The organism is Neolewinella aurantiaca, assembly GCF_008014675.1.
GTDB classification, from domain to species: Bacteria; Bacteroidota; Bacteroidia; order Chitinophagales; family Saprospiraceae; genus Neolewinella; species Neolewinella aurantiaca.
The window spans coordinates 56782-70393 of record NZ_VOXD01000024.1 but is presented as its reverse complement, the minus strand read 5'-3'; the positions used below and the strand labels follow the sequence as shown (position 1 = coordinate 70393).

Sequence of the window (13612 nt, the reverse complement as noted above, 5' to 3'; positions counted from 1 at the left end):
CCCGTTAAGTTGTAGTTGCCGGAGCAAACATCCTTTCTAACCGGGATCTACCACAACGATCTCCTCAATCTTCGCGTCCGGTTTAACGCTGCCTTTACCGAGCTCGTAAGTACGATTCGCCTGATTGAGGATAAACCGCGTTTGTCCCACCTGAACCCACGTCTTATTTGTGACTTCACTGCCATGGGGCGTGATGTTCCCCAGCGCCTTCTCGAGCTCAGCGTAGGTGTCACCTACCGCAATCCCCTCCGGGGTAGAGAACATCCCGGATGAAATATGGATGCTACCTATTTTTTCAGCATCACGCGGATCGGGTTGCAGGTAACCTAGTTTCTCATCTCCTTCATCCACCAGTTCATAGATTGTGAGGCGCCCCTCTGCTGTCTTTACAGTAGACTTTTTGGTGTTGTTGACCCCAGCGATTGGGTCTCCCGGACGAATGCCCAGTACCGCACCTCCACTGATCACGAAGGGATCATCGGCAGCTAATGCTTCTTTGGTTGTTGCTGATTTGGCCCCGGCGGCTGGCTGCGCAGCTGCAGGTGCAGCAGGTTCGGGGGCTGCGGGCGAAGCCGTTTCGGCATACGTAGCCGGGGCGGCGGTCTCGTCCGTGTCTGTTGCTGCGGGTGCATCCTGGCAAGCAGAGAAGGCAACGGCGAGGAAGAAAACGGCAGTGTAAAAAAGTTGGTTGCGGTTCATGCTGAAAGAAGAGTTTCGTTCCGGCAATGAAACAGCATAATCCGGTCGGGGTTCGGCTGATCAGCCGCGCAAACGCTCAATAATTCCGGTAGAACTGTACCCGTCAACGAAAGTGAGCACCTCCACTTCCCCACCCCAGCTGCGCACCTCGGGTGCGCCAACGATGGTGTCTTCGGTGTAATCTCCACCCTTAACGAGCACGTCGGGCTTGAGCGCCTTGATTAACTCGAGCGGAGTGTCCTCGTCGAAAGCAATTACTCCGTCCACGTAGAAGAGGCCGGCCAGCAGTTGCATCCGCGCGGCCAGGGGCATTACGGGGCGCCCATCTCCTTTCAGGCGTTTGACGCTCTCGTCGGAATTGACCCCAACGATGAGGCGTTGCCCCAAACCGGCCGCTTCGGCCAGGTAAGTCAGGTGGCCCGGGTGAATGAGATCGAATACACCGTTGGTAAACACAGTCTTCTGTGAATACGTGCGCCAGCCACAACGCCGGCGGCTCAGGTCTTCAAGGGAGAGTAATCGCTCCTGTACAAGTTCGGTAGGGGTCATATCAGGGCCGAAGGTAGGTCCTGTTTTCGCTAAATCCAATATGGGGCGAGCAATATGTTGAATGCACCGCTAACCTACTGTTAATCAGCGAATTTTCGCTACTCTAATTACAGTTCCTAACCTCCTGAAAACCTGCTTAATAGTAAAGCTTTCGCTAAATAACCAGACGGATTTTGCGCAAGCTTACTTCACCAAAAACTTTCTTTGCATCCTGCGTTCGCGCCCTGTATACTAACAATTTAACCCCCTGAAGCAATCCCCTCCCTTTCATCCTGCCAACGCAGCTCTTGCCCGAAACAGATAGTACTATCAACGGTCAGACGACCATTAAGAAAGCATCTCTTTTCTGGTACATTTTGCCGTAACTTCACCTTATGAAACACATCATCCTTCCCCTTTTATTCCTTTCTTTCCTGAGCCTGAACGCCCAGGACACAAAGCCTCAATCCGATTCAGATCTCGACGCTAAAATTACCGAGTTGCTGAAACTGTCCGGTGCAGAGGCTCAGTTTTCCACCATCATCGATCAGATGCTAGACATGCAGAAAATGAACCCTTTGTACAGTGACGCGCTGTCAAAAGATTTTTGGGACGAGTTCACCAAAGAAGTACACCAGACGGGTTATAAATCATTGCTACCCGACATGATCCAGCTATACAAAGAACACTTCACCGAAGAAGAACTTGACCACCAGATTGCGTACATGAGTAATCCACTCACCCAAAAGATTGTAGCCAAGCAGCCTGCACTTATGCAGGCCAGTATGAGCGTTGGTGCAGAATGGGGGCAGGAAATAGCCGCAAAAATCACCGACAAACTCCAACAGGCGCTCGAAGAGCGCAACTGATTTATCGCAATAGTTTCCATGACCGGCAATAAACGGTCTTAACAGCAAAAAACTCACCGGCAGACAGGTCGACTGATTGCCATTCGGGCGCACCCCAAAAGGTCGCTCAGTCCCATACCCCACAACAAATTACCGGGGTCGGAGCTGAGCCATCGTTTGGGTTGCGCCCTTTGGTTTTACGGGAAGACGCGCCCGTTTTGTTTGGGCCTGATGCCTGTGCCGGATGTTTGCGCTTAGAAAAGCGTCGCAATTCGAAACTACCACTACACATAAACGTTTGTCCTGTAACTCTGCGGAATAAATCCGCAAAACCCAAAAGACCAATATCTTCTCTTGCGCGAACTAAAATTCCTCAACCGTTTCTTCTGGAAATACCGGTGGCGTTTGCTTCTGGGCATCATCTTCATCTGCGTATCCAATTACTTTCGGGTGCTGCAGCCGCAGGTGATCCGTGAGGCACTCGATCTTGTAGTTGAACAGGTGAGTACCTACCGGATGTACGAAGGCTTCGAGCTTGGCAACGAGTATTTCGGCGTACTGAGCCATAGTCTCATGATTTTCGGGGCGATCGTTTTGCTTCTGGCCATCCTGATGGGTTTCTTCCTTTATCTGACCCGGCAGACGATCATCGTGATGAGCCGCCTGATAGAGTATGATCTTCGGGAACTGATCTACGATCATTACCAGGAGTTGAGCCTCGATTTTTACAAGCGCAACAACACCGGTGACCTGATGAACCGGATCACGGAAGATGTGAACAAGGTCCGGATGTACCTCGGCCCCGCCGTAATGTATCTCGCCAACCTGATCTCGACCATCGCGCTGGTAATCTTTGCCATGCTGGCCGTATCCCCTACCCTCACCCTTTACACCCTGATTCCGCTACCGCTGCTGGCCATCAGTATTTACTACGTCAGCAACATCATCCATACGCGATCCACCTTCATTCAGCAGCAGCTGTCTAAGCTCACGAGTACGGCACAGGAGGTGTTTAGCGGTGTACGGGTAGTGAAGTCTTACGTTCGCGAAAAGCAGCAGGTAGATTACTTCGCTAAAGAAAGTGACCAGTACAAAAACATGAGTATGGACCTGGCCAAGATCGACGCCTGGTTCTTCCCCCTAATGGTTTTCATGGTTGGTGCTTCAACGATTCTGACGGTTTATGTTGGTGGCCTGCAGGTGGTAAACGGCAGCATTTCGGCCGGTAACATCGCCGAGTTCGTCATCTACGTCAACATGCTCACCTGGCCGGTAACGGCCATCGGCTGGATCGCCTCCATCGTGCAGCAGGCGGCGGCCAGCCAGAAGCGGATCAACGAGTTTCTGGAAACTAAAACCAGCATCGTAGACCCTAAACCGGAAGACCGCCACGACATCGAAGGGGAGATCACCTTCGAGAATGTCTCGTTTGTCTACCCCGATACGGGCATCAAAGCCATCGACAACGTGAGTTTCCACCTCAAGCCGGGCGAGAAGCTGGCTATAATCGGTCGGACCGGGTCGGGTAAAACCACTATCGCGGACCTTCTGCTCCGGATGTACGACGTTACCGAAGGTCGCATCCTGATTGATGGCAAAGACATCAGGGAGCAGGGATTGGCGAACTTGCGCCAGCAGATCGGCTACGTCCCGCAAGACATCTTCCTGTTCAGCGACGACATTCACAATAACATTGCTTTTGGCTCCAGCACCACCCCTACCCGGGCCGAAATCGAGGAATTCGCCGGCTACGCCGCCGTCCGCGAAGACATCGAGGGTCTTGCCCTGGGCTTCGACACCCTGGTTGGAGAACGGGGTGTTACGCTGTCCGGCGGGCAGAAGCAGCGCGTCAGCATCGCGCGCGCCCTCATCAAAAAACCTGATATTATTTTGCTGGACGACTGCCTCAGCGCCGTCGACACCAATACCGAGCAGCAAATCCTGGGTTACTTCAACGAAGCTCTCGGCGATAAAACGGCGGTGATCATCACCCACCGTATTTACGGCCACCTCAAGTTCGACAAAATCATGGTGCTCGAAGACGGTCACGTTGCGGAAATGGGAACACACGAGGAGTTGCTGGCCAATGGCGGGTACTACTCTGAGATCGTGGAGCGGCAGGTCGAAGAGGTGGATTAGTAAGTTGGTGTTTTGGTTCGTTGATGTTTTGATACCGGCCTTCTTTTTGCTTCTTCTCCTAACCATTTCCGGGTAGCCCGTATAACACAGTGGGAAGTCAAAAAACTCGCAGCCGGAGGCTGCGTCGTCCGGGGAGGTTTGGTCAGTCAAAATTCACATACCCAACTTCCCCCCGCTCCGTCTTGACCCGGTAAAACCGCCCGGTAACCGCCAGGCCGGTAACCGCTTCACCGTTTTCCAGTTGCCGGATCACCTCTCCATCCCGCGCGGGTGTAAAGCGGAGGTAATGATTTCCACGCGTGGGCACGTTCATTGCGGCGGCGGGACCGGACAAAGACAAGGGGGAAACCGCAGGCAGTTCATCCGCTGATTGCAGGAAAGGAAAAGGATCAATCGCGCCATTGTCGTAGATACCGAAGTGGAGGTGCGGTGGTGTCGTCCGGGCGTTTCCGGTATTGCCTACCGTACCGACAATTTCTCCTTTCTGTACCCGCTGCCCTTTACGAACCAGTTGCTGATCGAGGTGAGCGTAGTAGTACCTCAGGCCCCGCTCCCGGTCGTAGAGCCAGACCGTTTTGCCCCCAATTCCGGTATTGTTCAGGCGGGTAATTTCGCCATCGGTGGTGGCCAGGAGATTGGTTCCTTTTGGGGCGAAGATGTCGTTGCCCTCGTGTTTACGACGGCCACCGTCGCGCGGAGCGCCCCAGAAAGACTGGATAGCCCTTTCGTCTTTGCCATCTACGGGAAAAAGCAGAACGGGCCTGGTCGTGAGTTGCAGTTCGTAATCCACCGGTTCGCCAATGGGTATTTGCAGTACAAAGAGGAGATCTTCGCCGTGGAGCCAGGGCGTTTCGTAAGTAATCGGCCCTCCGCCTTCGGGGAAATATTCGGCGGGGCGGCTGTTGGGCTCCCCTCCCTTGAAGCGAAAAAGCTCGCCGAATAAAGGCCCGGAGCCACGAGCATTGATCTCCAGCGTCCGTCCGGCAGGGAGCCTCAGTCGAAATGATTGCGCGGAAAGTGTCAACTGGCTATCGAGGCTAACAGCCTCGCGATGAGGCAAACCGACCATCAGAGGAGTTGACTTAGCGACCTCGTAGGCTGCGTCCCACACCTCAACTTCCAGATCGGTGGCCCAACCTTCTTTCAGCATCGTTTTCCGGTAGGCCGTGCGCGGGGTCTTCGGGCCGAACAGGCGCTCGAAGAACGTTTTCGTGTCTCCCATCAGGTCCCGTCCGCCACAGCCGGCGTAGGTCATGAGAAGCCCAAATACAATAAAGATGAACAGATTAAACCTGGATTGAGAAGAAAGGCGCATAGGGTAAAGAGAACGTTCACCGCCAAGATAAGGTCGACAGGTCGCTTCGTTGCTCCTTCAACCTTCTTTGCACCAGCGTTCGCGCCTCCTCAATTCGCAGTATTGCAACATCAGAATATTGGGGCGGGGCCGCAGGTGCAGCGCGGGTTTTCCGGGGAAGTCGCCGCTGGCCTGAGTGCTTAGCTTTTTGCTACCGGCGTCCATTTCTGCGCAGCGATGTTCCGCAGCAGGTCGAAATAGGACCACCCTATGCCACGCGCTGCAATTGTGGTGAGGCTGTCCTGGTCTGCCCGGTGTTTACGGGATGCTCCTGTAAGGTTGGGTTTCATGTTCAGGTCGAACAGGTAATACTTCCCCGCAGCGCTCGCACGGCAATCAATTCTGATGGGCGCCCTGGCTTCAACCAAAGCGGCCGCCTCTTCGCATTGAGACATTGCCCTGCCGACTGCTTCATCTTTGAGCTCATCCCCCGTCAACACCTTGCTGTTGTTGACCACCGCAACGGTGCCATTGTAGGGCGCAATGCCGTCTTCGTGGTTGAACCTTTCGACTGGCGGCAGCGACCAGTGCTTTTCAAAAACAACTTCTTCTTCTCTGATCCGGTATTTCCCCGGCGGCATTACCGTAATGGTGATTTCCTTCCCGGGGAGGTAGCGTTCCAGGTAGAAAGCATTGCCGAAGTTCTGGCTGGTCAACAGCTCTTCACTTCTTACCGATAACTCCTCTTTATTCCTCACCAGGGCAACTCCCTGACTCCCCCGTCCTCTTATGGGTTTTATTACTACAGGGTATTGCAGCTTATCCTTCAGCAGCGCCAGGTCATTGCTCTCCTCGATGAGGTAGCTTTCGGGTATGTCGATTTTATTTTCCGCTAACCGCTTATTCGTAAAAACCTTGTCGTCAAAAAGGTCGACCATGTCCGGGTGCTGGCCTATTATTTCGATTGCCTCAGAGAAAAACGTTTCTATTGGGTGCCCGGTATACAAAACCGTATTCAACCAAAAGACGTTTGCGCCTGCGCTTAGCGCAGCGGTGATGCCTGCTTCGGAATCCGGAAAAACCCAGTCGTAATCATTTGCCGGATCAGGAGAGGCCGCAGGAACGACGACCTCTTGCTCATTTGAGAAAAGACAGTAGGCTACATCAGCACCACTGTCGGAATATCCTCCTGGTTTCATTGGCTTCTGCACCCCGTCTTTTTCGGGCGGAGGTCCACTTTGGTAGAGAATTGCTGTTTGCGTTTTCACAGTATCAAATTTTTGATGCCTCCTTGTATGCCAGATCGATCAGCACTTTAAGGATGATTAGTAAATCATATCTGAACCAAGGTGATCGGGAATTTTACCACTCGTTTTCATTGCATCTGTCCAGCCACTACGCTGACAGCATGAAATAATTCCGCACCACTTTGGTTCAGGTATAATGCTTCTCCCTTATGGTCTGTTCGGTCCTGAGGCTACCGCCAGAGCATGTCACGCTCAGCCATCGCAGTCTCCCCCATGCCACTGGCTTGCAACCTGGCGGTGAGTAACCGAAGTCTGCCGGAGGGTTCACGGGTATAGACGGGCTGAAAATCGTGTTTCATCGCTTTGGTGATTCGGCTGGCGAGATCTCCGCTTCTTTTTTTGTTGCCCAGTACAGACGGCACTGCGAGGTAATATTCACCTTCGGCCCAGCCCTCCGGTTGGTTGAGGCGCAGCAGGTACCGCGGATTGTCAACGGGACTCATCATTTCGGCCAGTGCTGCGGCGAACAGGTGGGTATCGTGGTGTTCTGCTCCGGAGAGGTAGAGGTACATCTCGTCATCGTCCTCTTCCAGGCGTAGTTGGTCGGGTGTTGCCTTGTGGAACAAACCGGCGGCCTGCATACTTTCGGCCAGCGCACGACCGTAGGTTTTCAGGCGCAGGCCGGTATCCGACAGTGACTCGTAACTCCGGGCGGCAGCAGCCATTGCCTTGCCGGCATACAGAAACAGGAAGGCAAACATCCAGCCAAAGAAGATGAAACCGAAAGCCGACAGAACCCAGATGTTGCTTATCACCGGAATCAAAATCAGCAACATAAAGTAAAGCAGGTACCGGGGCATCCCCGACTCCAGTTCCCTGATCTGCTCATCCTGAGCAGCCAGCTGCTGCTTCTTCGATCTTTGGTACATCGGGATGAACCGCCTCAGCGTAAGCCCGCCAAGAATCAGCGCCAGCAACGATGCGACCAAGCCAAACCATTCAACTTTATCAGGGGAAAGTATCAGCAGCAGATAAACACCAGCCAAAGCGACAGTTGTAGCGTTTCGGATTTGCCGCAAAGAAGACCGGTAGTCGTTTTTGAAATAGCGGGCAATACTCTCTTTGTAGTGCAGCGTAAGCCGGTCTTTTTTTTCGTAGTACTGCTCTTCGGGAGGTTTGATGGCTTCCACCAGCTGGGCACCGGACGCAAGCGCAGTGTTCCAGCTTTCGATCAGATCGTTACGCTTCGTTGCTAAGCGGAGCGTTTGGTCCCTGACGAGTTCCATTGCCTGCTGCGAAGTCTTGTCCCAGTTTATTCCGAAGCGGGCCATTCCGTTCTGGATGACGGGCTTACCGTCGAGGCGCGGGCCGGGAAAGGCCCGCATTCTTCTCCGCAGCCGATCAACGTCAGGGCCACCCTGACGTACGCCCGGATGGACCACCACCGGATGCCAGATATTTGCCGTTTTATCAGGATTCCCCCTGACCGTCCGGATGGCCCGGCCGCGCATCTGGTTGCTGAGCACAAAACTACCCACCGTATTAGCGAGTACCAGGCTGTTGATTACCGGAGCATCCCACCCTTCGCCAAGTAATGATTTGGTACCCACGATGATGCGAATGAACCCTTCGGTGAACAGTTGGGTGATCCAACCTACACTATACTTATTGGCTAAACCTCCGGTATTCACCAAGAGGTATTTGCTGTTTTCGAAGAGAGGCTTCGTTCGGATTACCCGCTTGGCGGGTAATTCATCATAAGCCATTTCGAGGAGGCGGCTTTCTGCCTTTGCTGGGATGATGACCAGGCTTCCGGTCAGGACGGCAAGGTCTTCATCGTATAGTTCATTGTTTTGGCGGCGGAGGGTTTCAAAGACGGGGATGGTGCCAAGCCTGTTGATTTCCGTCCGGTCATGCTCCGTAGTGGGCAAGAACTCCTGGTCAATGTAATCGGTCAGCATTACCATCCGGAGATCAGCGCCGAGGTCTTCGGCCTCGAACCTGGCAATTTCGACGAGCGCGGCGAGCTTGGCACCGGGACTTTCGAGTTCAGCTTTCGTTTTACCTCCGGGTGGCAAATCTCCTTCAAAGAGGAGTTTGCCCTGGCTCCAGGCTCCCATCGCTGTGATGATGCGGCGGTAGGGGCGCAGACAATCCTTCCCCTGTGTGGTGTCGAAGTATTCATCGTTGCGCAGCGCCTTCTGTAAAAAGATATTCACCCAATGATCGTCCAGGTCCGGAGCGATGGTAGCCTCACCGTGCAGGACACCGAGCGCGGAGGCAGGAGGTTCAGATCCTTGTGCTTTCATAACACTCAGGAGAGCGGTGAAGTACTCCGGCTCCTCGAAGATAGCGGCGTAGTGCTCTTCCGGATTTGCCAGCCAGGGATGCTCCTGAAGGAGAAGCGCGAGGCCCGAACGCTCATGCATTGCGGCGAGTAGTTCTGCTTTGTGTTCCTGCCAGTCTTTGATCCTTCCTGCTTCGCCTACGGGGGGCAGAACGGGATAGAGATAATCCTGATGAGGACAGAGGTCTCCGGAATTGACGAGTTCCGGAATGGAGATTTCCTCGTCTATTTCTCCGCAAAAATTGTTGTAGCGCCGCCATTCGATGCCGCTCACATCGTAAGGAGGGGTAGCCGTGAGCGCTACGAGTTCCGGTTGGAAAGTTTTCGTCAATGCGTCGAGCACTTTCCACCATTCGTTCCGGAGGTGATGACACTCGTCAACAACGAGCACTTCCACCCATTCGAGGCCAGAAGTACCGTTGCGCTTAAAGTATTCGAAAACGGCCTGATAGGTTACGATGGTGAGGGTTGCGGGTTGATCGAGATCGTTGGAGATCAGGCTTGCGTCGGCGCAGAAATCGTCGCGGTACCGCTGTCCCCATTGCTCTCTGATGGTGAGGCTGGGCGACAGGATCAACGATTGCTTCGCCATACGACGAACGATCTCCAACCCCAGTACCGTTTTCCCTGCTCCCGGAGGAGCCACGATGTGAACGCGCCGGTCTTCGCTGTACAGGTGCAGGTTCTCCAGCACCCGGGCCTGGTAGGCCCGCCAGGGGTATTGGAACTGAGGGGAGTTTGCTGCCATGGTACGGGCAAGATACTGGAGGAATCTGTTAATTGGAGTAAAACACTACCGCTATTCTGGTGGAGGAGTTTTACTCCACGGATCCTTTTAATGAAGAATTTACAGTCTGGCTACAGACAGGTCGGCAGCCTCCCCTTCAGGGCTAACGCATAGGCTAGTTAAGCCGTGTTAACCCTACACTTCAACCCCTCCCCACGGGGAATGGGCTAGTGAAAACGCTACGCGTTTTGGGTTGCAAGCTCTTAGGTGGTGACTATGACCTCGAGCTGAAAGCTTAAAATCGAATCCTATGCGTCAGCCCTGCCCCCCCTTCCATCCTTACACTTCCTGTAATTCGACCAGTTTGCGGTAGGCTCCGTCTTGGGCCAGCAATTCGGCGTGGGTTCCCCGTTCGAGGATGCGGCCGTGATCGAGCACAACGATTTCGTCGGCTTTCTGGATGGTACTCAGTCGGTGAGCGATAACGAGGGCCGTGCGGCCGTTCATCAGTTTTTGGAGCGCATCCTGAACGAGGCGTTCGGATTCGGAATCGAGGGCGGAGGTGGCTTCGTCGAGAATGAGTACGTCGGGATTCCGGAGGATGGCACGGGCAATCGTGATGCGCTGGCGTTGCCCACCGGAGAGCTTGCTGCCCCGGTCCCCGATGTTGGTCTGGTAGCCATTCGGGGTTTCAATGATGAAATCGTGAGCGTTGGCGATACGGGCGGCTTCGTGTACCTGTACCTCGGTTATGTTCTTCAGGCCGAAGACGATGTTGTTGTAGATGGTATCGTTGAAGAGGATCGCCTCCTGCGATACGATGCCGAAGTGCCTGCGGACGTTTTCGAGGCTGTATTCCCGGAGGTCTTTGCCATCGAGGGTGATCCGGCCGAGGGTAGGATCATAGAAGCGGGGGAGTAAATCGGCGATGGTGGATTTCCCGCCGCCGGAGTTGCCCACCAGGGCAACCACTTTGCCCTTCGGCAGATCGATGGTGATGTTTCTCAGTACATCCGGAGCGTCGGGTGTGTAGCGAAAGCTGACGTCTTCGATGCGCAGTCCAACCTGCATTGCATCCTGCGTCCGCGCCGTATTGGCTGGTTGGTTCGTTGGAGTTTTGTTTCGCTGGGCTGTTGGTTCTTCGAAATGTTTGAGTGTTGGCTGCAGCGGGTTTTCGATGTCCAGTACCTCCTCTACCCGGCCCAGTGCGCCCAGGCCTTTCTGGATATTGTACCAGGCCTTACTGAGGTTTTTGGCCGGATCGATAACCATATAAAAAGCGAAAATGAAACTGAGGAAAGCTCCCCCGCTCATCTCTCCGCCAAACACCTGCCGCGAGCCGTACCAGAGCAAAAGCGCGACCGTTGCTATGCCCAGGAATTCGGTCAGCGGGCTCGACAGATCACGACGCCAAAGCAAACGAATCAGGCTACGCCGATAGGTATCGTTGAGTTCGGCGAACCGTTCGCCCTGAAATTTTTCGGCACCAAAACTTTTGATGATGCGCAGCCCACCAAGGCTCTCCTCCGTACGGCTGACAATGTCAGCCAGGTTTTCCTGAACCACCGTGCTGCTCCGCTTCAGCCGTTTACCGACACCTCCGATCACGACGCCGGTAAATACCATCAGACCGAAGACGAAAACCGTCAGGCCCGGGCTGAGCACGATCATATACGTGAGGGCTCCCACGATGATAAACGGCTCCCGGAAAATCGCTTCGAGGACGTTGAGAATGCTTGCCTCCACCTCTTGTACATCAGAGGTAATCCGGCTCAGCAAATTCCCCTTCCGTTCTTCCGAAAAATAGCCGAGGGGCAAGTGTAAGAGGTGGGCATAGAGCTCGTTGCGCAGGTCGCGGATAACACCGCTCCGCACCGGCGACATGAAGAACAAGGCCAAGTAGCGAAAAAGGTTTTTCAGCAAAAAGCTCAACAGGATGAAGCCACAGACGTACGCCAGCGCGGTTTCCTTCCCCAGGTCGATGATCCACTGACTGAGCATGTAGTTCATCTGGTGCTCAAAATCGGCCATCGAACTGATGCGCTCGGGAGCGGTGTTCACCAGGTCCACCTGCTCGAACAAAAGGTTGAGAAAAGGCTGAAACAAAGGCACGGCCACCAGCGTGAATACCGCCGTAAGAATGTTGGATACAATAGCCAGCGCGACGAGGCCGCGGTAGTTGGCCATATAGCCGAGTAAGCGGCGAAAGGAAGTCATATTTTTACTTTGGTCGGTTGGAGCGTTGGTTCGTTGGGGTTTTGGAGCGTTGGTATTTGAATAGCCTCCGGCTCACCTGAATGAACGCTCTCGTCTTTTGATTCGTTGGGATTTCACCTGCCGCACATTAGAGGTAGCAAAGGTACTACCTTTGTTACGGTGACCTAAGAGAGACTTTGCCAACGAACCAAAATAATAACCAGTGGCCATAATTAAAAAATCCACCCTAAGCTTCCTCAACCAACTCGCGAAGAACAACGACCGAGAATGGTTCAAGGAGAACAAAGACAAGTACGAAGCCGGCCGCGAGAACGTAGCTGAATTTGCTCAGGCCCTGCTGGATCGCCTGTCCGAAACCGATGTACTGGCTACCGAGAACGGCAAAAAATCGATGTTCAGGATTTACCGCGATGTCCGCTTCAGCAAGAATAAGGATCCGTATAAAACCAACTTTGCCGGCCAGTTTGTCCGCGATGGCAAACTGCGGCGTGGCGGCTATTACTACAACATCTCTCCCGTAGGCGACTGGCGCAGTTTTATCGGCGGCGGATTTTACGGCATGGAAAAGCACGATCTCAAGCGAATGCGCGAAGAGTTAGCCATCGATGCCACGGAACTTCGCGAGATTATCAACGATAAAGACTTCGTCCGCATTTTCGGCACGCTCCAGGGGGAACAACTGAAGACCGCTCCGAGAGGTTACGATAAAGACCATAAAAACATCGACCTGCTGCGGTACAAGCAGTTTTACGCCGGCAGGGATTTCACGGATGAGGAAGTACTATCCGATGGCTTCCTCGATATGGCGCACGAAGCAACGCTGACCCTCCGGCCTTTTTTCGATTTCTTCACGGAAGTACTCACGACCGATGCCAACGGCGAGTTGATCGTGTAATAACCAGAAGCAGGAAAGAAAAAAGCCAGGGAGCCGGAAATTAATTCCAAGCTCCCTGGCTTGCTGTTTTACCTGATGAACTTCATTCGGTAATCAGGATGGATTTCACCTTTCCGGATTTTTTCCAGCCGGCGTTTCACCATTCGCTTTTTGAGCGGCTTGAGGTGTTCGGTAAACAGAATACCCTCGATGTGATCGTATTCGTGCTGAATTACCCGGGCGTTCATATCCGTGAAGGTAGCCTCGTGGGGCTCAAAATTTTCGTCGAGCCAGGTCATCACGATGGTTTCGGGGCGTTCGACGTCTCCGGTGATTTCCGGAATACTGAGGCAGCCTTCGGAATAAGATACATCTTTACCCGATTCTTCGATTATTTCGGCGTTGATGAATACCATTTTGAGGCCTTTGTCTTCTTCGCCCTCATCGAACATCGGTGCGCTGTCGATTATGAAAAGACGAATGTCTTTGCCTATTTGCGGGGCCGCCAGTCCAACGCCGTTGGCGTTTTCCATGGTCTCCCACATGTCTGCGATCAGTTGTTCCAGGCCCTCATAATCAGGAGAGATATTTTTTGCCACTTTTTTCAGCACAGGCTGGCCGTAGGCATAAATTGGAAGAATCATGTGTTTTTTTATTACGTCTCAAATCATTAACGGCGGCAAAAGTAGACC

The 13612-nt window shown here is 53.5% G+C and carries 10 protein-coding genes; 3 read left to right on the top strand and 7 right to left on the bottom strand.

The genetic code is table 11. The features are described from left to right. Positions 1-36 precede the first annotated feature (36 nt). Positions 37-699 (bottom strand): hypothetical protein, encoded by a 663-nt coding sequence (locus FUA23_RS15265; RefSeq protein ID WP_147931624.1) that lies wholly within the window; start codon positions 697-699, stop codon positions 37-39. Between the two features lie 60 nt (positions 700-759). Then, complete coding sequence (gene rfaE2 / locus FUA23_RS15260) at positions 760-1248, bottom strand: D-glycero-beta-D-manno-heptose 1-phosphate adenylyltransferase (protein WP_147931623.1); 489 nt, start codon at positions 1246-1248, stop codon at positions 760-762. 374 nt (positions 1249-1622) lie between these two features. Between rfaE2 and FUA23_RS15255 the strand changes: the two genes are divergently transcribed. Both FUA23_RS15255 and FUA23_RS15250 read left to right on the top strand, forming a co-directional pair. Continuing rightward, on the top strand, positions 1623-2096 hold the full coding sequence (locus FUA23_RS15255) for a DUF2059 domain-containing protein (RefSeq protein WP_147931622.1): 474 nt from the start codon (positions 1623-1625) through the stop codon (positions 2094-2096). Positions 2097-2429: 333 nt separating this feature from the next. Continuing rightward, positions 2430-4214 carry an ABC transporter ATP-binding protein gene (locus FUA23_RS15250; protein ID WP_147931621.1) on the top strand — a complete coding sequence of 595 codons (1785 nt, stop codon included), beginning with the start codon at positions 2430-2432 and terminating at the stop codon, positions 4212-4214. 142 nt (positions 4215-4356) lie between these two features. Here the strand turns inward: FUA23_RS15250 and FUA23_RS15245 are convergent, their stop codons facing one another. From FUA23_RS15245 to FUA23_RS15230, 4 genes are all read right to left on the bottom strand, one after another. Beyond that, on the bottom strand, positions 4357-5529 hold the full coding sequence (locus tag FUA23_RS15245; protein ID WP_147931620.1) for a M23 family metallopeptidase: 1173 nt from the start codon (positions 5527-5529) through the stop codon (positions 4357-4359). Between the two features lie 179 nt (positions 5530-5708). Further along, on the bottom strand, positions 5709-6776 hold the full coding sequence (locus tag FUA23_RS15240; RefSeq protein ID WP_222707043.1) for an ATP-grasp domain-containing protein: 1068 nt from the start codon (positions 6774-6776) through the stop codon (positions 5709-5711). A gap of 209 nt (positions 6777-6985) precedes the next feature. After that, positions 6986-9850: a DEAD/DEAH box helicase family protein gene (locus FUA23_RS15235; RefSeq protein WP_147931619.1), complete on the bottom strand. Its 2865-nt coding sequence runs from the start codon at positions 9848-9850 to the stop codon at positions 6986-6988. Positions 9851-10168: 318 nt separating this feature from the next. Beyond that, positions 10169-12046 carry an ABC transporter ATP-binding protein gene (locus tag FUA23_RS15230; RefSeq protein WP_147931618.1) on the bottom strand — a complete coding sequence of 626 codons (1878 nt, stop codon included), beginning with the start codon at positions 12044-12046 and terminating at the stop codon, positions 10169-10171. 202 nt (positions 12047-12248) lie between these two features. Here FUA23_RS15230 and FUA23_RS15225 point away from each other — a divergent pair, with 202 nt between their 5' ends. Further along, positions 12249-12941, top strand: coding sequence for a DUF2461 domain-containing protein (locus FUA23_RS15225; protein WP_147931617.1), 693 nt, complete (start codon positions 12249-12251; stop codon positions 12939-12941). 68 nt (positions 12942-13009) lie between these two features. On the opposite strand, the gene def is transcribed toward FUA23_RS15225, so the two are convergent. Then, complete coding sequence (gene def, locus FUA23_RS15220; RefSeq protein WP_147931616.1) at positions 13010-13564, bottom strand: peptide deformylase; 555 nt, start codon at positions 13562-13564, stop codon at positions 13010-13012. Positions 13565-13612: the final 48 nt, after the last annotated feature.

What these genes read in the sequence shown, in the direction of transcription:
- FUA23_RS15265 (WP_147931624.1), bottom strand. Translation starts at nt 699, where the DNA reads ATGAACCGCAACCAACTTTTTTACACTGCCGTTTTCTTCCTCGCCGTT.
- rfaE2 (WP_147931623.1), bottom strand. Translation starts at nt 1,248, where the DNA reads ATGACCCCTACCGAACTTGTACAGGAGCGATTACTCTCCCTTGAAGAC.
- FUA23_RS15255 (WP_147931622.1), top strand. Translation starts at nt 1,623, where the DNA reads ATGAAACACATCATCCTTCCCCTTTTATTCCTTTCTTTCCTGAGCCTG.
- FUA23_RS15245 (WP_147931620.1), bottom strand. Translation starts at nt 5,529, where the DNA reads ATGCGCCTTTCTTCTCAATCCAGGTTTAATCTGTTCATCTTTATTGTA.
- FUA23_RS15235 (WP_147931619.1), bottom strand. Translation starts at nt 9,850, where the DNA reads ATGGCAGCAAACTCCCCTCAGTTCCAATACCCCTGGCGGGCCTACCAG.
- FUA23_RS15230 (WP_147931618.1), bottom strand. Translation starts at nt 12,046, where the DNA reads ATGACTTCCTTTCGCCGCTTACTCGGCTATATGGCCAACTACCGCGGC.
- def (WP_147931616.1), bottom strand. Translation starts at nt 13,564, where the DNA reads ATGATTCTTCCAATTTATGCCTACGGCCAGCCTGTGCTGAAAAAAGTG.